Origin of the sequence: Pseudomonas sp. YL2 (genome assembly GCF_023063025.1) — a bacterium.
Lineage (GTDB): Bacteria > Pseudomonadota > Gammaproteobacteria > Pseudomonadales > Pseudomonadaceae > Aquipseudomonas > Aquipseudomonas putida_A.
The window spans coordinates 94,829-112,725 of record NZ_JAJSLU010000022.1 but is presented as its reverse complement, the minus strand read 5'-3'; the positions used below and the strand labels follow the sequence as shown (position 1 = coordinate 112,725).

General features: G+C 60.0%; 20 protein-coding genes. 14 read left to right on the top strand and 6 right to left on the bottom strand.

All coding sequences use genetic code 11. From position 1 onward, the window contains the following. Nucleotides 1-303: 303 nt before the first annotated feature. A complete protein-coding gene (locus tag LVD08_RS25055; RefSeq protein WP_247269503.1) occupies nt 304-1,524 on the bottom strand; it encodes a CaiB/BaiF CoA transferase family protein in 1,221 nt (406 codons plus the stop codon). 13 nt (nt 1,525-1,537) lie between these two features. Continuing rightward, nucleotides 1,538-2,719 carry an acyl-CoA dehydrogenase gene (locus tag LVD08_RS25050; RefSeq protein WP_003220420.1) on the bottom strand — a complete coding sequence of 394 codons (1,182 nt, stop codon included), beginning with the start codon at nt 2,717-2,719 and terminating at the stop codon, nt 1,538-1,540. A gap of 157 nt (nt 2,720-2,876) precedes the next feature. On the opposite strand from LVD08_RS25050, the gene LVD08_RS25045 reads away from it, so the two are divergent. The 11 genes from LVD08_RS25045 to LVD08_RS24995 all read left to right on the top strand — a co-directional run bounded on the left by LVD08_RS25045 (nt 2,877) and on the right by LVD08_RS24995 (nt 12,997). After that, entirely contained in the window at nt 2,877-3,776 is a 900-nt protein-coding gene (locus tag LVD08_RS25045) for a LysR family transcriptional regulator (RefSeq protein WP_247269502.1), read from the top strand. Nucleotides 3,777-4,210: 434 nt separating this feature from the next. After that, nucleotides 4,211-5,332, top strand: a complete 1,122-nt coding sequence (locus LVD08_RS25040) for a Re/Si-specific NAD(P)(+) transhydrogenase subunit alpha (protein ID WP_007962844.1) — start codon at nt 4,211-4,213, stop codon at nt 5,330-5,332. Nucleotides 5,333-5,347: 15 nt separating this feature from the next. Further along, nucleotides 5,348-5,668, top strand: coding sequence for an NAD(P) transhydrogenase subunit alpha (locus LVD08_RS25035; protein ID WP_003220416.1), 321 nt, complete (start codon nt 5,348-5,350; stop codon nt 5,666-5,668). Then, nucleotides 5,668-7,101 (top strand): NAD(P)(+) transhydrogenase (Re/Si-specific) subunit beta, encoded by a 1,434-nt coding sequence (locus tag LVD08_RS25030; protein ID WP_247269501.1) that lies wholly within the window; start codon nt 5,668-5,670, stop codon nt 7,099-7,101. The genes LVD08_RS25035 and LVD08_RS25030 overlap by 1 nt, the downstream gene beginning before the upstream one ends. A 214-nt stretch (nt 7,102-7,315) precedes the next feature. Next, nucleotides 7,316-8,809, top strand: coding sequence for an acetyl-CoA hydrolase/transferase family protein (locus LVD08_RS25025; protein WP_247269500.1), 1,494 nt, complete (start codon nt 7,316-7,318; stop codon nt 8,807-8,809). A 320-nt stretch (nt 8,810-9,129) separates the two neighbouring features. Continuing rightward, the gene (locus LVD08_RS25020; RefSeq protein ID WP_007962833.1) at nt 9,130-9,345 is read left to right on the top strand and encodes a DUF1127 domain-containing protein; all 216 of its coding nucleotides are present in this window, start codon (nt 9,130-9,132) and stop codon (nt 9,343-9,345) included. A gap of 255 nt (nt 9,346-9,600) precedes the next feature. After that, nucleotides 9,601-9,810, top strand: coding sequence for a DUF1127 domain-containing protein (locus tag LVD08_RS25015; protein WP_103368012.1), 210 nt, complete (start codon nt 9,601-9,603; stop codon nt 9,808-9,810). A gap of 134 nt (nt 9,811-9,944) precedes the next feature. Continuing rightward, nucleotides 9,945-10,262: a DUF2388 domain-containing protein gene (locus LVD08_RS25010; protein WP_007962831.1), complete on the top strand. Its 318-nt coding sequence runs from the start codon at nt 9,945-9,947 to the stop codon at nt 10,260-10,262. 108 nt (nt 10,263-10,370) lie between these two features. After that, entirely contained in the window at nt 10,371-10,676 is a 306-nt protein-coding gene (locus LVD08_RS25005; protein WP_247269499.1) for a DUF2388 domain-containing protein, read from the top strand. A gap of 42 nt (nt 10,677-10,718) precedes the next feature. Further along, nucleotides 10,719-11,039: a DUF2388 domain-containing protein gene (locus LVD08_RS25000; RefSeq protein WP_007911662.1), complete on the top strand. Its 321-nt coding sequence runs from the start codon at nt 10,719-10,721 to the stop codon at nt 11,037-11,039. Continuing rightward, nucleotides 11,036-12,997 (top strand): DUF7844 domain-containing protein, encoded by a 1,962-nt coding sequence (locus tag LVD08_RS24995; RefSeq protein WP_247269498.1) that lies wholly within the window; start codon nt 11,036-11,038, stop codon nt 12,995-12,997. The genes LVD08_RS25000 and LVD08_RS24995 overlap by 4 nt, the downstream gene beginning before the upstream one ends. Nucleotides 12,998-13,082: 85 nt before the next feature. Here the strand turns inward: LVD08_RS24995 and LVD08_RS24990 are convergent, their stop codons facing one another. The 3 genes from LVD08_RS24990 to trpB all read right to left on the bottom strand — a co-directional run bounded on the left by LVD08_RS24990 (nt 13,083) and on the right by trpB (nt 15,689). Beyond that, a complete protein-coding gene (locus tag LVD08_RS24990) occupies nt 13,083-13,523 on the bottom strand; it encodes an anti-virulence regulator CigR family protein (RefSeq protein WP_047597088.1) in 441 nt (146 codons plus the stop codon). Between the two features lie 121 nt (nt 13,524-13,644). Continuing rightward, nucleotides 13,645-14,457 carry a tryptophan synthase subunit alpha gene (trpA, locus tag LVD08_RS24985; RefSeq protein WP_135294677.1) on the bottom strand — a complete coding sequence of 271 codons (813 nt, stop codon included), beginning with the start codon at nt 14,455-14,457 and terminating at the stop codon, nt 13,645-13,647. Further along, complete coding sequence (trpB, locus tag LVD08_RS24980) at nt 14,457-15,689, bottom strand: tryptophan synthase subunit beta (RefSeq protein ID WP_041074734.1); 1,233 nt, start codon at nt 15,687-15,689, stop codon at nt 14,457-14,459. Before trpB ends, trpA begins: the two co-directional genes overlap by 1 nt. Nucleotides 15,690-15,803: 114 nt before the next feature. Here trpB and LVD08_RS24975 point away from each other — a divergent pair, with 114 nt between their 5' ends. After that, on the top strand, nt 15,804-16,721 hold the full coding sequence (locus tag LVD08_RS24975) for a LysR family transcriptional regulator (RefSeq protein WP_096797305.1): 918 nt from the start codon (nt 15,804-15,806) through the stop codon (nt 16,719-16,721). On the opposite strand, the gene LVD08_RS24970 is transcribed toward LVD08_RS24975, so the two are convergent. Beyond that, nucleotides 16,694-17,020 carry a DUF883 family protein gene (locus tag LVD08_RS24970; protein ID WP_003220391.1) on the bottom strand — a complete coding sequence of 109 codons (327 nt, stop codon included), beginning with the start codon at nt 17,018-17,020 and terminating at the stop codon, nt 16,694-16,696. The two genes, LVD08_RS24975 and LVD08_RS24970, sit on opposite strands and share 28 nt — an antisense overlap. A gap of 170 nt (nt 17,021-17,190) precedes the next feature. On the opposite strand from LVD08_RS24970, the gene LVD08_RS24965 reads away from it, so the two are divergent. Together LVD08_RS24965 and LVD08_RS24960 are read left to right on the top strand one after the other, a co-directional pair. Next, the gene (locus tag LVD08_RS24965) at nt 17,191-17,406 is read left to right on the top strand and encodes a dodecin (protein WP_027610201.1); all 216 of its coding nucleotides are present in this window, start codon (nt 17,191-17,193) and stop codon (nt 17,404-17,406) included. 124 nt (nt 17,407-17,530) lie between these two features. Then, complete coding sequence (locus LVD08_RS24960) at nt 17,531-17,752, top strand: DUF1161 domain-containing protein (protein ID WP_027610202.1); 222 nt, start codon at nt 17,531-17,533, stop codon at nt 17,750-17,752. Nucleotides 17,753-17,897: the final 145 nt, after the last annotated feature.

Genomic DNA, 17,897 nt, shown 5'->3' with positions numbered 1-17,897 from the left:
CTCTTTTTCTCCGCTTTCGACCGAGAAGATCGAACCGTCAAAAGAGCCAAACATCACCGCTCTTTCAACTCCTTCCAGGCTTCGATGAACTGAAGCAAGCCGCTGCCGAAAACTGCGTAACTCGTTGAATCTCAAGGAGTTTTCTGCTTCGACTGCGCCGGAAGTGGGGCGAATTATAGACCTCTTGAATCTGCCGTCAACCGTTAATTTCAGTTTTCTTTCAACAACTTACAGATCGGTTAAAAAACGCACAAATCCATCTATATAGGCAGAAAACAGCCTTCTTCTATATAGAAGCGATACTCAAAGCACTCCATCAGCCCTGAGTGCCTCTACCGCGCCAGCGCCCAGACCCAGCACCCGCTGCAAAACCTCCAACGTATGCTCGCCTAATAAAGGAGGCGCGCGAAGATACTCGACCGGCGTCTGCGACAGCCGGATCGGACTCGCCACCTGCGGGACCATCCCCGCCAGTGCATGCGGCAGCTCTATCGCCAACCCCCGCGCCTTCACCTGCGGATCCTCAAACACCTGGGACAGATCATTGATCGGCCCACACGGCACGCCCGCCTGCTCCAACTGCGCCACCCATTCGGCGGTGGTCTTGAATACCGTCGCCTGGCGGATCAGAGGAATCAACACCGCGCGGTTAGCCACCCGCAGCTTGTTAGTGGCGAAACGCGGATCGTCCGCCCACTGCGGCTGGCCCGCTACCTCGGCAAACTTGCGGAACTGGCCGTCATTGCCAACGGTAAGAATGAAATCACCGTCGGCCGTCGGGAAGTCCTGATAAGGCACGATGTTCGGGTGTGCATTACCCAGACGTTTCGGCGCATTGCCGGTAGTCAGGTAGTTCATTGCCTGGTTCGCCAGGCATGCGACCTGTACATCCAGCAAAGCCATATCGATGTGCTGCCCGCCACCGTCGTGATCACGATGAGCCAGCGCCGCCAGAATCGCCACGGTCGAATATAGCCCCGTAAGAATGTCCGTCAGCGCCACTCCCACCTTCACCGGCCCGGCGCCTTCATCACCTTCAGGACGACCGGTCAGGCTCATCAGCCCGCCCAGCCCCTGGATCATGAAGTCATAACCGGCACGCTTGGCATACGGCCCGGTTTGACCGAACCCGGTGATCGAACAATAGATCAGGTCCGGATTGATCGACTTCAGCGACTCGTAGTCCAGCCCATAGGCAGCCAGCCCACCGACCTTGAAGTTCTCGATCAGAATGTCCGACTTCGCCGCCAGCTCCCGTACCAGGTTCTGCCCTTCAGGCCGAGTGAAGTCGATCGTCACCGATTGCTTGTTGCGGTTGGCCGACAGGTAATAGGCCGCCTCGCTGGTGTTTTCCCCATAAGCATCCTTAAGGAACGGCGGCCCCCAGGCGCGCGTATCATCGCCATTGCCCGGACGCTCGACCTTGATCACCTCGGCGCCAAGGTCGGCGAGAATCTGTCCGGCCCACGGCCCGGCCAGCACGCGCGATAAATCCAGTACCCGCAGATGCGACAGCGCGCCCATGGTCGTTCTCCTATTAATAGAACGCCTGCAGACCGGTTTGCGCGCGACCGAGGATAAGCGCGTGAACGTCGTGGGTACCTTCATAGGTATTCACCACTTCCAGGTTGACCAGATGACGGGCCACACCGAACTCGTCAGAGATACCGTTGCCACCCAGCATGTCACGGGCCATGCGAGCGATATCCAGCGACTTGCCACAGGAGTTGCGCTTCATGATCGAAGTGATTTCGACCGCGGCAGTGCCCTCATCCTTCATGCGCCCCAGACGCAGACAGCCTTGCAGGGCCAGAGTGATCTCGGTCTGCATGTCGGCCAGCTTCTTCTGGATCAGTTGGGTAGCGGCCAATGGACGCCCGAACTGCTGACGATCGAGGGTGTACTGGCGAGCGGTGTGCCAGCAGAACTCGGCAGCTCCCAAGGCTCCCCAAGAGATGCCGTAGCGTGCGGAGTTAAGGCAGGTGAACGGGCCCTTCAGGCCGCGCACGTCCGGGAAGATGTTTTCTTCCGGCACAAACACGTTGTCCATGACGATTTCGCCGGTGATCGAGGCGCGCAGACCGACCTTGCCGTGAATCGCCGGTGCGCTCAGGCCCTTCCAGCCTTTTTCCAGTACGAAGCCACGGATGTCGCCGGCATCGTCCTTGGCCCAGACCACGAACACATCGGCGATGGGGCTGTTGGTGATCCACATCTTGGCGCCGGTCAGGCTGTAGCCGCCGTCGACTTTGCGCGCACGGGTGATCATCGCGCCCGGGTCGGAACCGTGGTTTGGCTCGGTCAGACCGAAGCAGCCGATCCATTCGCCAGACGCCAGTTTCGGCAGGTATTTCTGTTTCTGTGCTTCGGTGCCGAATTCGTTGATCGGCACCATTACCAGCGACGATTGCACACTCATCATCGAGCGGTAGCCGGAGTCGACACGTTCCACTTCGCGAGCAATCAGGCCGTAGCTGACGTAGTTCAGGCCACTGCCGCCGTACTGCTCAGGGATGGTCGCGCCGAGCAGGCCGACTTCGCCCATTTCGCGAAAGATCGCCGGGTCGGTTTTCTCATGGCGGAAAGCTTCAAGCACGCGGGGCGCCAGGCTCTGCTGAGCGAATTGGGCGGCGGTGTCACGGATCATGCGCTCTTCTTCGGTGAGCTGTTGATCCAGCAGCAGGGGATCGATCCAATTGAAGCTAGCTTTACCGCCCATGAGTGTGTCCTCGCAAATCGGTGAATTAACGTGGCATTGATCCTAGGCCCGGTTCGCCAGCGCGGCAAACGAGGATTTCGCATCCTGTTGTGCTAATTTCTCACTCCGAAACGTCGCTGAATGCCTTTTATGCGGCGCATTAGTGAGGTTGACGTACATGCGCAGAAAGATCCCCAGCACCACCGCCCTGATCAGCTTCGAAGCCGCCGCTCGCCACGAAAGCTTTACCAAGGCTGCCGAAGAACTTTCCCTCACCCAAGGCGCCATTTGCCGACAGATCGCCAGCCTTGAGGAGTTCCTCAGTGTGGAGCTTTTCCGGCGCTCGCGACGTGGAGTGAAGCTGACGGAAGCGGGACTTTCCTACAGCCGTCGGGTGGCCACGCAACTGGACGCCGTCGAGCGCGACACGCTCTCGGTCATGGGCCAGCAGGGCGCCAACGTGATCGAACTGGCGGTGGTGCCCACCTTCGGCACGCAATGGCTGCTGCCACGGCTCAAGGACTTCCAACTCAAACACCCGGAAGTAACGGTCAACCTCACCAACCGCACCCGCCCATTCCTGTTTGCCGACACTGATTTCGACGCGGCGATCTACTTTGGCGATGCCGATTGGTCGGGTACCGAATCCCACAGGCTGATGGGCGAAAATCCGATGCCGGTATGCAGCCCCGCTCTCCTCGGCAGCAAGAAACATCTGACACCCAACGAGATTGCCGAGCTGCCTCTGTTGCAGCAAACCACCCGTCCTTACGCCTGGCGGCAGTGGTTCAACTCCCTGAACCTGAACATCCCACGCGATATGACAGGCCCGCGCTACGAGCTATTCTCCATGCTGGCCCAAGCGGCCATGCACGACATGGGCATCGCGCTGATTCCACCGTTTCTGATTCAGCGCGAACTGGCCGAGAAACGCCTGGTGGTCGCCAACCCGAATGCGCTTTCCAGCATCAAGGCGTATTACCTGATGATTCCGGAGCGAAAGGTCGAATCGGCATCACTCAAGGCTTTTCGCGATTGGCTGGTCAATCAGGCAAACAGCTACAGCCTAGAAGGATAAAGGCTTACAGCGATTACTAACCCGGTAGTCAGGAAAATCAAAGCCCTACAGATATAAGTATTTGTCGCAAAATCACAGACTGTATCCGAAAGTCGTACAGACGTCCCACAAGCGCCTGCCGACGTGGCTTTGAGCCTTCATCCACGACTCATTACGGCCTATTCACGCCACCGATGAGAAATTTTTTCAAATTCAGCCAGAATCCTTGCAAGGCACGGTCTGCAAGGGATTCAACTGGCCATCTGCGACATTCGGTCACGGGATGACTTGTAGTTAATTTTCCGTCACCCGTCATAATCCCTTGAAGGGCATAAAGTTCGCCTGCAAAATGCCGCGCCCCGCCCTGATTTGGCGGGATCGTGCTGATCGGCCGCCCCAGTCGCACCATCCGCAGTGCCTGGGTTTACTCAATAAGATCACGCAGGAGATTTGACGTGCACATTGGTGTTCCTCTCGAAACCCAGACCGGTGAAACACGGGTTGCTGCAACCCCGGAAACCATTAAAAAGCTGATCAGCCAAGGTCATAAGGTCACTGTGCAAACCGGCGCCGGCGTCAAAGCCAGCGTTGTCGACAGTGCCTATGAAGCGGCGGGCGCAACCATTGGCAGTGCCAACGATGCGTTCGGCGCCGAGCTGATTCTAAAAGTGGTCGCCCCCAGCGACGCCGAACTGGCGCTGATCAAGCGCGGCACGGTGCTGGTGGGCATGCTCAACCCCTTCAATAACGACACCATCGCCAAAATGGCCGAGTGCGGGATTACCGCGTTCGCTCTGGAAGCGGCGCCGCGTACCTCTCGGGCGCAGAGTCTCGATGTGCTGTCGTCGCAGGCGAACATCGCCGGCTACAAGGCGGTGTTGCTGGCTGCGCACTACTATCCGCGCTTCATGCCAATGCTGATGACAGCTGCGGGCACCGTGAAAGCGGCGCGCGTGCTGATTCTTGGTGCCGGCGTGGCCGGGTTGCAGGCGATTGCCACGGCGAAACGTCTGGGTGCGGTGATCGAAGCGTCTGACGTGCGTCCGGCGGTGAAGGAACAGATCGAATCCCTCGGCGCGAAGTTCGTCGATGTGCCTTACGAGACTGACGAAGAGCGTGAATGCGCGGTGGGTGTCGGCGGTTACGCGCGCCCGATGCCGGCGAGCTGGATGCAGCGTCAGGCCCAGGCCGTGCACGAACGCGCCAAGCAGGCCGACATCGTCATCACCACCGCACTGATCCCGGGCCGCAAGGCGCCGACACTGTTGAGCGCGGACACCGTGGCGCAGATGAAGCCGGGCTCGGTGGTCATCGACCTCGCGGCAGCTCAGGGCGGCAACTGCCCGCTGACCGTCGCCGATCAGGTAGTGGTCGAGAACGGCGTGACCATCGTCGGCCCGACCAACCTGGCCGGTGAAGTCGCTGCAGACGCCTCGGCGCTATACGCCCGCAACCTGCTGGACTTCCTCAAGCTGGTGTTCACCAAAGAAGGCCAGTTCGACGTCAACCTCGAAGACGACATCGTCGCCGCGTGCCTGATGTGCCGCGACGGCCAAGTCATCCGCAAAAACGCCTAAGCAGGGATTCAGACGATGGAAGAGCTTATCTCCCCCGGTATCTACAACCTGATCATCTTCGTGCTGGCGATTTATGTCGGTTACCACGTGGTCTGGAACGTTACACCTGCGCTGCACACGCCGTTGATGGCGGTGACCAACGCCATTTCGGCGATCGTGATCGTCGGCGCCATGCTTGCCGCTGCGCTGACCGTCACGCCGCTGGGCAAAACCATGGGCACCCTCGCCGTGGCACTGGCTGCGGTCAACGTGTTTGGTGGCTTCCTGGTCACCCGCCGCATGCTTGAGATGTTCAAGAAGAAAGCCCCGAAAGCAAAAGAAGAGGCGCCGAAGTAATGAGCATGAATCTCGTCACGACGCTCTACCTGATCGCGTCGATCTGCTTCATCCAAGCCCTCAAAGGCCTGTCGCACCCGACCACCTCGCGGCGCGGCAACCTGTTCGGCATGCTCGGCATGGCGCTAGCCATTCTCACCACCATCGGCCTCATCTATAAGTTGGGCGCAGAGCTGGCGACCGCTGGCATCGGTTACGTCATCGTCGGCCTGCTGATCGGCGGCACCGCCGGTTCGATCATGGCCAAACGCGTCGAAATGACCAAGATGCCGGAACTGGTCGCATTCATGCACAGCATGATCGGTCTGGCCGCAGTGTTCATCGCCATTGCTGCGGTGGTCGAGCCGCAATCGCTGGGTATCGTTAAACAGCTGGGCGACGCCATTCCAGCAGGTAACCGTCTGGAGCTGTTCCTCGGCGCGGCGATTGGTGCAATCACCTTCTCCGGTTCGGTGATCGCGTTCGGCAAGCTGTCGGGCAAGTACAAGTTCCGCCTGTTCCAGGGCGCGCCGGTACAGTTTGCCGGTCAGCACAAGCTCAACGCGGTTCTGGGTCTGGCGACACTGGTGCTGGGCGTGACCTTCATGCTCACCGGCAACCTCGCAGCGTTCGCGCTGATGCTGGCGCTGGCATTCGTGATGGGCGTGCTGATCATCATCCCGATCGGTGGCGCCGACATGCCGGTAGTGGTGTCGATGCTCAACAGTTACTCGGGCTGGGCGGCGGCGGGTATCGGCTTCTCGCTGAACAACTCGATGCTGATCATTGCCGGCTCGCTGGTGGGTTCGAGCGGTGCGATCCTCTCGTACATCATGTGCAAGGCGATGAACCGTTCCTTCTTTAATGTCCTGCTCGGTGGTTTCGGCAACACGGCCGACGCAGGACCTGCCGGAGCGAAAGAAGCCCGTCCGGTGAAATCCGGTTCGGCCGACGACGCGACCTTCCTGCTGACCAACGCCGACACCGTGATCATCGTCCCGGGTTACGGCCTGGCGGTGGCCCGTGCGCAGCATGCATTGAAAGAGCTGACCGAGAAACTGACCCATCGCGGCGTGACCGTGAAGTACGCGATCCACCCGGTGGCCGGTCGCATGCCGGGGCACATGAACGTCCTGCTCGCCGAGGCCGAAGTGCCTTACGACCAGGTGTTCGAGATGGAAGACATCAACTCCGAGTTCGGCCAGGCCGACGTGGTGCTGGTACTCGGCGCCAACGACGTGGTCAACCCGGCCGCCAAGAACGACCCGAAATCGCCGATTGCCGGCATGCCGATTCTCGAAGCGTTCAAGGCCAAGACCATCATCGTCAACAAGCGCTCGATGGCCAGCGGTTATGCCGGTCTGGACAACGAACTGTTCTACCTGGACAAGACCATGATGGTGTTCGGCGACGCGAAAAAAGTCATCGAAGACATGGTCAAAGCGGTCGAGTAATCCTCCGCAGTTGCACCGGACGCCCCGACTTGTCGGGGCGTTTTTGTTTGCGCAAACCGTCGGACAATTTGCCGCGTTGTTGCAGATCCAGTAACGGTGTTTTACTTCAAACCCGCTAAATAGACGCCTCGTTTGCGACCTTGGTAGCGGGACAGGCGCCCGCGAAATTCACTAGACTGCGCATCCTGCTACTCGCTTCCCGAGAAAATAATCCATGTACCGTGACCGTATTCGCCTGCCTTCGTTGTTGGATAAAGTGATGAGCGCCGCCGACGCCGCCGCGCTGATTGAAGACGGCATGACCGTCGGCATGAGCGGCTTCACCCGCGCGGGCGAAGCCAAAGCTGTCCCTCACGCACTGGCCGAGCGAGCCAAGGTCACGCCGCTGAAGATCAGCCTGATGACCGGCGCGAGCCTGGGCAACGACCTCGACAAGCAACTGACCGAAGCCGGCGTGCTGTCGCGGCGCATGCCGTTCCAGGTCGACAGCACCTTGCGCAAGGCGATCAACGCCGGCGAAGTGATGTTCATCGACCAGCACCTGTCGGAAACCGTCGAGCAACTACGCAACCAGCAACTGAAGCTGCCGGACATCGCAGTGATCGAAGCCGTGGCCATCACCGAGCAAGGCCACATCGTGCCGACCACCTCGGTGGGCAACTCGGCGAGCTTCGCGATTTTCGCCAAACAGGTGATTGTCGAGATCAACCTGGCGCACAACGCCAACCTCGAAGGCCTGCATGACATCTATATCCCCACCTATCGCCCGACGCGCACGCCGATCCCGCTGGTGAAAGTCGACGATCGCATCGGCAGCACCGCGATCCCGATCCCGCCGGAGAAGATTGTCGCCATCGTCATCACCCAGCGGGCGGATTCGCCGTCCACGGTGTCGACCCCGGATGTCGACACCAATGCCATCGCCGAGCACCTGATCACCTTCTTCAAGCAGGAAGTCAATGCCGGGCGCATGACCAACAAGCTCGGCCCGTTGCAGGCCGGGATCGGCAACATCGCCAACGCGGTGATGTGCGGTCTGATCGATTCGCCGTTCGAAGACCTGACCATGTACTCCGAAGTGCTGCAGGACTCAACCTTCGATCTGATCGATGCCGGCAAGCTGAGCTTTGCTTCGGGCAGCTCGATCACTTTGTCGGAGCGACGCAACAGCGACGTGTTCGGCAACCTGGAGAAGTACAAGGACAAACTGGTGCTGCGCCCGCAGGAAATCTCCAACCACCCGGAAGTAGTGCGTCGTCTGGGTATCATCGGCATCAACACTGCGCTGGAGTTCGACATCTACGGCAACGTCAACTCCACCCATGTCTGCGGCACGCGGATGATGAACGGCATTGGTGGCTCGGGCGACTTCGCGCGCAACGCGCACCTCGCGGTGTTCGTGACCAAATCGATCGCCAAGGGCGGCGCCATTTCCAGCGTGGTGCCGATGGTCAGCCACGTTGACCACACCGAGCATGACGTAGACATCCTGGTGACCGAAATCGGTCTGGCTGACCTGCGCGGCCTGGCCCCACGCGAACGCGCGCGGGTGATCATCGACAACTGTGTGCATCCCGATTACCGCCAGGCGCTAAATGACTACTTCACCGCCGCCTGCGCCATCGGCGGTCATACCCCGCACATTCTGCGTGACGCCTTGAGCTGGCACATGAACCTTGAAGAAACCGGCCGTATGCTCGCGGTGTAATTCGTACAGTCAACCGCTGATGCAGATACAGTTTGTGTCAGCGGATTCTTTAACCCGCCACATCTGGCAAAAACTGTACTGCTGTACCGGTTATTTCCTACAGATTTTGCCTACCTCCTTCCTCGAATTGAGCAAAAACGCACCACATTAGTGCTGACAGGTACAGTTTGCTCAATTTCGACCCGTACACCCCCTATAAACAGTTAACTGGTCACTCACAATACAGCTGAACTGTATCTAGAGAGACTAGGCAAACGAGAGGATCATGGGCACCAGTTAAACCACTACCTGATCCCGCCACAAGCGGAAGGATGTCAACCATGGAACGTACACTCAGTTCCGAACTGTTCTTCGAAGACAAAGCTGCAAAAAACCAGGCTTCCCTGCCTCTGCGCGTTATCGCCAACCTGATGTTGTGGCAGCGCCGCATCTCCAGCCGCCACCAACTGGCTCGTCTGGATTCGCGTCTGCTGGCTGACGCCGGTATCAGCGAAGCACAACGCTACGAAGAGCTGAGCAAGCCGTTCTGGCGCTAAGTAGCGTCGCTGGCTCTGGTCGTCAGACCCACCGCCAGCAACCCGAATTGAACACACAAGACCCGTCGCGGGAAACCGCGACGGGTCTTGTCGTTTCAGGGTTTTAAAATGTCCGTACAGCAGAATAATCAAAGTACAGGTACAGTTCTCAATAAACAAAATCTGAACCAGTACAATTTTTCATGAGTGTATCTGCTCGCCAAACTGCATCAGGCGCAGCATGTCCTTAACCCTCCTCGGTTTAAGGAAAACGCCATGAAAGGCTTACAGGATGTTTCGACAGCTTCGACTCTACCCCGCGCTCACTCGCACCTGCTGCGGCGCTTGTTTCGACCCCTGTGGCAAGGACTGGAACGCGCCAGAACGCGGCGCCTGTTGGCTCAACTAGCCCAGCGCGACCTAGCGGATCTGGGCCTCAGCCATGCCGATCGGCTCAGAGAACTGGAGAAACCCTTCTGGCGCTAGCATTCTGCCCACTGTCCGAACCTCGCGCGCAGGCCTAATATCCACGCCAGAACGTGGCGAATCTTCTGTAACCCGCGTCTGACTCATCAGACACAAGCCACCTCTCAATACGGTTTACTATCAGGAGATCCACCATGTCCCGTCTTCGCCTGCTCAGCGCTGCCGCCTTGCTGGCCGTGGCTGCCAACGCCAGTGCCTCCAGCTTCATTGTGACCACCGACGCCGTGGTTGGCGCGCTGAAATCCTCCTCGGACGCCACCTCCGATGTCAGTTCTTCGCTGCGTGACAACAAAGTCGTGATCGCCGCCCGTGACGACGCTGCCAGCTTCGTCGCCAGTGAAGGCCAGATCCGTGGCGTGAAGCTGGAAAGCGCCCTCGACCTGATCCGCCATCAGGCACCGCAACTGAACGCGACCGACTTCCAACTGGCGCAAGCCATCCTCGCGATCTGATCCGACGATGCCGCACGGGGCACGCCAGTCGTGTCCCGATGTTTCGCCGCTGGCTCTGGCCCGGGCATTTGCGCTAGCCTTGAGGCTCGTTAACCGTTACCGAGTCTCATGCGTTTATTCAAACTGCTTTTCCCTTCTGTGTTGATCAGCGCCTTCTGGGCGACCTCGGTCGATGCCTTTGATGTCTCCACACAAAACACCGTGGTCAGCGTTTGGGCGACCGGAATGGTGTCTTCCGCACCATTCGACCGTAAACTGATCATCGCCGCTCACGATGACGCGGCGGCGTTTGTTGCCAGTGACGGTCAATTGCGCGGCGCGCAGCTCGAATCCGCCCTGCATTACTTGCGCAAATCCCGACCAAAACTTCATGTCAGCGACCTTGAACTGGCACAGGCAATTCTCGTCCAATAGTTATCATGATCCCTCGTTAACATTGCCCTCCGGAGTCGTTCCATGCGTAGCCCGCTGATTGCTGCCGCCCTTGGCCTGTTTTTGTTGGCCGATGTGGCCCAGGCACACACCCTGGTAGCCACCAGTAACATCATCGTTCGTGCCTCCCAGCGCACCATCGATTTCACCTCCGATACCACGACGTCGATTCGCGATTCGAAAATCATCCGCGAAGCCCACGACGATGCGGCCAGCTTCGTTGCCACCAATGGCGATATCCGCGGTGCGCACCTGGAAGCCGCCCTCAACACCTTGCGCACGCGCGTGCCGGAAGCCCGCGACGCCAGTGATCAGGTGCTCGCCGAAGCCATCCTCGCCCTGTGAAGTCACTCGGCGCCTGGCTACTGGCCGGGGCGTTGTTGCTGCTTGGCAACAGCGCCCACGCCAGCCTGCAATTGCGGCTCAAGACCGACGGCCTGAGCCCCGCTCAGCAGCAGGCCAGCCAGGCGCTGCTCGATGAAGCCATGCACAAGTTGCCGCCCAGCTTCGTCGAACAACTGGACCGGCGCATCGATGTCGGCTGGACCGACGACATGCCCGGTAACGCCTACGGCCAGGCGACCCTGGTTGCCGAGCTCGACCTGAACCGCAAACTGCTCGCCGGCCTCACCGACGGCAGCGCGGCCAACGAGAAAACCAATCGCCCCCACGGCACGGTGCGTCAGGAACTGCTGGCAACGGTGCTGCACGAACTCACCCACATTTACGATCGCGCGCGTCTGTGGCCCGCCGCCGAACGCACGCTGATCCAGCGCTGCACTCGCCGCAGTAACAGCGCCGGCCTGGTCGGCATTCCCGATGAGTGCCGTGGCCAGACTGAACGACGCTTTACCCTCAGCGATGATCCACGTCTGCTTGATCTCGCCGGTTGGCAGCAGTACGTCGGGCGCCGTGGTGAGCGTGAACAACACAACCGTCAGGTCGCCCGCAGCCCGGACCTGTACGAGATCTCCAGCCCGAAAGAGTTTGTCGCGGTCAACATGGAGTATTTCCTCCTCGACCCGAGCTACGCCTGTCGCCGTCCGGCGCTCTATCGCTACTACAAGGAGCGCTTCGGCTGGGCACCACCGGCCAAGGACACCTGCAGCAATACCTTCGCCTTTCTCAACGCCGGCAACGACTTCGCCAAACAGCCCTTGGGCCAGGTCGACCCGGAGCGGGTGTACGCCGTCGATTATCTGCTGGCAGAAGCCAACCAGAACTGGGTCAGCCGCTGGGGCCACAGCATGTTGCGTCTGGTGATCTGTGCGCCGGGCCGACCACGTGGCCCGGATTGCCGGCTCGATCTGGACCAGCATCTGGTGCTGTCCTACCGCGCCTTTGTCGGTGACGTGCAGCTGTCGAGTTGGGACGGCCTGGTCGGCAAGTACCCGTCACGACTGTTCGTGCTGCCGCTGGCGCAGGTGATCGACGAATACACCAAGACCGAACTGCGCAGCCTCGCTTCAGTGCCGCTGAATCTGTCGCGCACGGAGATTGAAGAGGTGGTCGAACACGCCGCCGAGATGCACTGGAGTTACGACGGCAACTACTTCTTCCTGTCCAACAACTGCGCCGTGGAAAGCCTCAAGCTGTTGCGCAGCGGCAGCAATAACAAGCAACTGATTGGCCTGGACAGCATCATGCCCAACGGTTTGCTGGAAGTGCTCAAAGGCCGTGGCCTGGCCGACACCAGCGTGCTCGACAATCCCAAGGAAGCGTTGCGTCTGGGCTATCGCTTCGACTCGTTCCGCGATCGCTATCAGGCAATGTTCGATGTGTTGAAGAAGCAGTTGCCGATCAAACAGACCAGCGTCGAAGATTGGCTCTCACTGTCTGCCGAAGAACGTCGCCAGTGGTTCGAACGTGCAGACCTGCGTACCAGCGCCGCATTGCTGCTGCTGGAACAGGCGAGTTATCGCCGCCAGTTGTTGCTGGCCCAGGACGAGGTCAAGCAGCGCTACCTCGGCGCCCGGGAGCTGGAAAACGGTGGCATGGACAAGGCCAACGCGACCCTGCAGGAAATTCTCGCCAACAGCGGCTTCCTCAGTCGCCCTGCGGAACTGCTCGACAGCCGCGGCTACGGGCTGCCGCAACCGAGCGAGTTCAAGCGCCTGCAAGACGAAAGCGCTCAACGCCAGAAACAACTGCTGGCGCTGAGCGGCGATCTGGACAAGGAGGTGCGCAAGTTGCTGGAACCCAAGCGAGCGGCCGAAATTGCCGCCAGCGAAGCCAATGTGAAGCAGATCGGCGAGCACCTGCGCAAACTGCACAATGCATCCGGCGGGCTGGAGTTGCCTTAAAAGCAAAAGATCGCAGCCTGCGGAAGTTCCTACAGAGATAAATGCAGGAGCTGCCGCAGGCTGCGATCTTTTTATTGCCTGTAAATCAGTACAAAACACCGTCCAGAATTTCGTAAACGATCCCGGTACCCACTGCGATCAGCACGATATCGCCCCCGGCGCGGCGCCACTCATAACCCGGATAAACCGGCAGACGACTCAGCGCCCGACCGTCCAGCCGCTCGCCGTAATACCCGTGCGGTAACGGCCGGCCGCGTTCCAGATGGATGCCCGGAGGTGGCGGTGCGCCGCGCACGAAGTAGCCGTGATTGTCGCGAATGGTCTGCCGTACCGGGCCGAAGTCGCGTGGCGGGCCGCCACGGTGGTCGTTCTGCGGGCCACGGTGATCGTCACCACGGTTATCGTAGTGGCCCTGCTGCGGGCCGCCGTGGTCATGATCATCGCGTGGATCGGCGCTGGCCAGCAGCGGCGTCGCGCTGAGCATCAGCACGCCCAGTCCGGCAATCAGACGTTTCGGCATTTTCATCAAGTCTTCCTCACTGCACCAACAGCAAAAAGGGATTCAGAACGTGGTTCTGAATCCCTCGGTCTTGCTCAATTAGGCCGTGATGTGAGGCGCTAATTCCTCTGTATCAGGAACTTTACCTTCAGCTGACGCGGGCCTGACGCACGCCTTCGGACAGCGCCTTGCACAGACCCAGCACGCCATCGACAGCCTGGGCCGGCGTGGTCGCATTGGCGATGTGATCGATCAGTGCCGAACCCACCACCACCCCGTCCGCCAAACGAGCGATGGACGCCGCCTGCTCCGGAGTACGGATACCGAAACCGATGCTGATCGGCAGGTCAGTGTGGCGACGCAAACGGGTGACCGCCTCTTCGACGTGTTCCAGAGTCGCCGCACCGGCACCGGTCACACCGGCCACCGACACGTAGTAAACGAAGCCCGAGCTGCCATTGAGCACTTTCGGCAGACGCGCATCATCAGTGGTCGGGGTGGTCAGGCGGATGAAGTCCAGACCCGCGGCCTGTGCCGGGTCGCACAGTTCATTGTTGTGCTCTGGCGGCATGTCGACCACGATCAGGCCGTCGACGCCCGCGTCTTTGGCGTCAGCGATGAAACGTTCAACGCCATACATGTGAATCGGGTTGAAGTAGCCCATCAGCACCAGCGGCGTGTCGCTGTTGCCTTCGCGGAACTCGCGAACCATTTGCAGGGTTTTCGCCAGATTCTGCTTGGCGCCCAAGGCACGGATGTTCGCCAGTTGAATCGCCGGACCATCGGCCATCGGGTCGGTGAACGGCATGCCCAACTCGATCACGTCGGCGCCAGCGCCGGGCAAACCTTTGAGGATCGCCAGCGAAGTGTCGTAGTCCGGATCACCGGCGGTGACGAAGGTCACCAGCGCGGCGCGATTCTGTTGCTTGAGGTCGGCAAAACGGGTTTGCAGGCGGCTCATCAGTGTTTCTCCTGCTTGGACTGTTCCATATGGTGCATGACGGTCTGCATGTCTTTGTCGCCACGGCCCGACAGGTTGACCACCATCAGGTGATCCTTCGGCAGTTTCGGCGCACGTTTGAAGACTTCAGCCAGCGCATGCGCGCTTTCCAGTGCCGGGATGATGCCTTCGAGGCGGCAGCACTGGTGGAACGCCGCGAGGGCTTCGTCGTCAGTCACCGAGGTGTACTGGACGCGGCCGATGTCATGCAACCAGGCGTGCTCAGGACCGATGCCCGGATAGTCGAGACCGGCGGAAATCGAGTGGGCGTCGATGATCTGGCCATCGTCGTCCTGCAACAGGAAGGTACGGTTGCCGTGCAGCACACCCGGTACACCGCCATTGAGGCTGGCCGCGTGCTTGCCGGTTTCGATGCCGTAACCGGCCGCTTCGACGCCGATGATTTCGACGCTTTGATCATCTAGGAACGGGTGGAACAGGCCCATGGCGTTGGAGCCGCCCCCGATGCACGCCACCAGACTGTCCGGCAGACGACCTTCCTGAGCTTGCAACTGCTCGCGGGTCTCCTTGCCGATCACTGCCTGGAAGTCGCGCACCATGGCGGGATACGGGTGCGGGCCGGCCACGGTGCCGATCAGGTAGAAGGTGCTGTCGACATTGGTTACCCAGTCACGCAGCGCTTCGTTCATCGCGTCTTTCAGAGTGCCGGTACCGGCCACCACCGGGATCACTTCGGCGCCCAGCAGCTTCATGCGGAACACGTTGGCCTGCTGGCGTTCGATGTCCGTGGTGCCCATGTAGATCACGCAGTCCAGACCGAAACGCGCGGCCACAGTAGCGGTCGCCACGCCGTGCATGCCGGCACCGGTCTCGGCGATGATGCGTTTCTTGCCCATGCGCCGCGCCAGCAGGATCTGGCCGATGCAATTGTTGATCTTGTGCGCGCCGGTGTGGTTCAGCTCTTCGCGTTTGAGGTAGATCTTCGCGCCGCCGCAGAACTCGGTCAGACGCTCGGCGAAGTACAGCGGGCTCGGACGACCGACATAGTCACGCTGGAAGTAGGCCAGCTCTTCCTTGAACGCCGGATCTTCCTTGGCCGCTTCATATTCGCGGGCCAGATCGAGGATCAACGGCATCAGGGTTTCCGCCACGTAGCGGCCGCCGAACGCGCCGAACAGGCCGTTATCGTCAGGGCCGCTGCGCAGGTTGGAGGTGTTCGAAGTCTGGGTCATGATGTGCTCCAGGTGAATTCGGGTAAGAAGACAATGGAGTCCACTCTACCCCTGACCTTCCAGGCTGAAAACCGATAAGATCGCCGCAACCTGTCAGGAAAACTCACAGATACCATGAGCCACGACCTTCCCCCGCTGAACGCCTTGCGCGCGTTCGAAGCCACCGCCCGGCTGAACAGCGTCAGCCAGGCGGCCGAACAGCTGCACGTCACTCATGGTGCAGTCAGCCGTCAGCTCAAAGTGCTCGAAGAGCATCTGGGCGTGAGCCTGTTCGTCAAGGATGGTCGCGGCTTGAAACTCACAGATGCCGGCGTTCGTCTGCGAGATGCCAGCGGTGAGGCCTTCGATCGCTTGCGCAGTGTGTGTGCCGAGCTGACGCAAAACACCGCTGACGCGCCGTTCGTGCTCGGCTGCTCCGGCAGTCTGTTGGCGCGCTGGTTCATCCCACGCCTGGGGCGGCTCAACGCCGATTTGCCGGACTTGCGTCTGCACTTGTCAGCGGGTGAAGGTGATCTCGACCCCAGGCGCCCAGGACTGGATGCCTTGCTGCTGTTTGCCGAGCCGCCATGGCCGGCAGACATGCAGGTCTACGAACTGGCCGCAGAACGCATCGGCCCGGTGATGAGCCCGCTGTTCAGCGGCTACCAACGCCTGCAAGCGGCGCCGGCGTCAGCCTTGCTCAGCGAGCCGCTGCTGCACACCACATCGCGCCCACAAGCCTGGCCGAGTTGGGCACAGCAAAATCACCTCGACGCCAAGGCGTTGAAGTTGGGGCAAGGTTTTGAGCATTTGTATTATCTGCTGGAAGCCGCAGTGGCCGGACTCGGCGTGGCAATCGCGCCAGAGCCGCTGGTGGCCGAGGACTTGAAGGCCGGTCGCCTGGTTGCGCCGTGGGGCTTTTGCGAAACCCCGGCGCAACTGGCGTTGTGGCTACCCAAGCGCGCCGCAGACGGACGCGCCCGGCAACTGGCGCAATGGCTCAAGAATGAGCTGCGCCAGACGGATCACTCGCCGCGCTTGAACAGCAAATAAGCAGCCAGCAGACCGATTGCACCGACCGCCACACCGGCGGTGGTCCAAGGGTGTTCCTGAGCGTAATCGCGGGTGGCGATGCCGGTCTCGCGTGTTTTCACTTTAACTTCTTCATAGGCATCGCTGAGCAGGCTGCGCGAATGTTTCAGCGCGCTTTCGGCGTTGCTTTTGAGCGCCTTGAGGGTCTTGCGCGACTCGTCGGATGCGTCGTCCTTCAGGCTTTCCAACGATTTGAGCAGACTCTCGATCTCGGCTTCCATGCTTTGCAACGAGGCTTTACGTAAAGAGGTGTTGGCCATGGTGGCTCTCCTGCATTGGTGATGAGTGGCGTGTGTTGGTTGGGACTTCAGCGGTTTGAGAAAGTGCAGAAAATCTGAACTTCGCTTGCGCCGCGGCACCGAAATCCACAGAGCAGATTGACTGCTAGTCTCAATTCCACACGTCAATTGCAAACGCCAAGGAGATCGCCATGAGTGACCATCACACGTACAAGAAAGTCGAGCTGGTCGGCTCGTCCACCAGCAGCATCGAAGACGCCATCAACAACGCGTTGGCCGAAGCCAACAAGAGCATCAAACATCTGGAATGGTTTGAAGTGGTCGAGACCCGCGGCCACATCAAGGACGGCAAGGCTGCGCATTTCCAGGTCACACTCAAAGTGGGCTTTCGCATTGCCAGCAGCTGACTTTGGGCTACGCTTCTGAACTTGCGCGCTGGCCGAGTGCCATAGGAATGGCAAAGCGCTACAAGGTGAGTGCATCGGGAGACCTGATGCCCGCCTCTTTTAATCCGACCAGGGAGTGCGACCGATGAAGAAGTTCATATTGGCAGTAGGTTTGTTGAGCCTTGCGGGTGGCGCGTTTGCTGCTGGCAAGCCTTGTGAAGAGCTGAAAGGCGAGATTGCAGCGAAGCTGGATGCCAAGGGCGTTGCAGGGTATTCGCTGGAGGTTGTCGACAAGGGAGCCAATGGCGGAAAAGTTGTGGGCACCTGTGAAGGCGGCACCAAGGAAATCGTCTACAAACGCGGGTGATCGCGATTGAAATGCAAAAGCCGACGCGAAGGCGTCGGCTTTTTTGTGGGCCACTGGTTCCCAATGTGGGAGGGGGGTTTCCTGCCGAAACGGTTTGTCCCGCCGCCCCCCCGGGGGTTGGCACACCCGCCTTTCCCGCGAGCCC

Coding starts and splice junctions, on each gene's coding strand:
- LVD08_RS25055 (WP_247269503.1), bottom strand. CDS start 1,524: ATGGGCGCGCTGTCGCATCTGCGGGTACTGGATTTATCGCGCGTGCTG.
- LVD08_RS25050 (WP_003220420.1), bottom strand. CDS start 2,719: ATGGGCGGTAAAGCTAGCTTCAATTGGATCGATCCCCTGCTGCTGGAT.
- LVD08_RS25045 (WP_247269502.1), top strand. CDS start 2,877: ATGCGCAGAAAGATCCCCAGCACCACCGCCCTGATCAGCTTCGAAGCC.
- LVD08_RS25035 (WP_003220416.1), top strand. CDS start 5,348: ATGGAAGAGCTTATCTCCCCCGGTATCTACAACCTGATCATCTTCGTG.
- LVD08_RS25030 (WP_247269501.1), top strand. CDS start 5,668: ATGAGCATGAATCTCGTCACGACGCTCTACCTGATCGCGTCGATCTGC.
- LVD08_RS25025 (WP_247269500.1), top strand. CDS start 7,316: ATGTACCGTGACCGTATTCGCCTGCCTTCGTTGTTGGATAAAGTGATG.
- LVD08_RS25020 (WP_007962833.1), top strand. CDS start 9,130: ATGGAACGTACACTCAGTTCCGAACTGTTCTTCGAAGACAAAGCTGCA.
- LVD08_RS25015 (WP_103368012.1), top strand. CDS start 9,601: ATGAAAGGCTTACAGGATGTTTCGACAGCTTCGACTCTACCCCGCGCT.
- LVD08_RS25010 (WP_007962831.1), top strand. CDS start 9,945: ATGTCCCGTCTTCGCCTGCTCAGCGCTGCCGCCTTGCTGGCCGTGGCT.
- LVD08_RS25005 (WP_247269499.1), top strand. CDS start 10,371: ATGCGTTTATTCAAACTGCTTTTCCCTTCTGTGTTGATCAGCGCCTTC.
- LVD08_RS25000 (WP_007911662.1), top strand. CDS start 10,719: ATGCGTAGCCCGCTGATTGCTGCCGCCCTTGGCCTGTTTTTGTTGGCC.
- LVD08_RS24990 (WP_047597088.1), bottom strand. CDS start 13,523: ATGAAAATGCCGAAACGTCTGATTGCCGGACTGGGCGTGCTGATGCTC.
- trpA (WP_135294677.1), bottom strand. CDS start 14,457: ATGAGCCGCCTGCAAACCCGTTTTGCCGACCTCAAGCAACAGAATCGC.
- trpB (WP_041074734.1), bottom strand. CDS start 15,689: ATGACCCAGACTTCGAACACCTCCAACCTGCGCAGCGGCCCTGACGAT.
- LVD08_RS24975 (WP_096797305.1), top strand. CDS start 15,804: ATGAGCCACGACCTTCCCCCGCTGAACGCCTTGCGCGCGTTCGAAGCC.
- LVD08_RS24970 (WP_003220391.1), bottom strand. CDS start 17,020: ATGGCCAACACCTCTTTACGTAAAGCCTCGTTGCAAAGCATGGAAGCC.
- LVD08_RS24965 (WP_027610201.1), top strand. CDS start 17,191: ATGAGTGACCATCACACGTACAAGAAAGTCGAGCTGGTCGGCTCGTCC.
- LVD08_RS24960 (WP_027610202.1), top strand. CDS start 17,531: ATGAAGAAGTTCATATTGGCAGTAGGTTTGTTGAGCCTTGCGGGTGGC.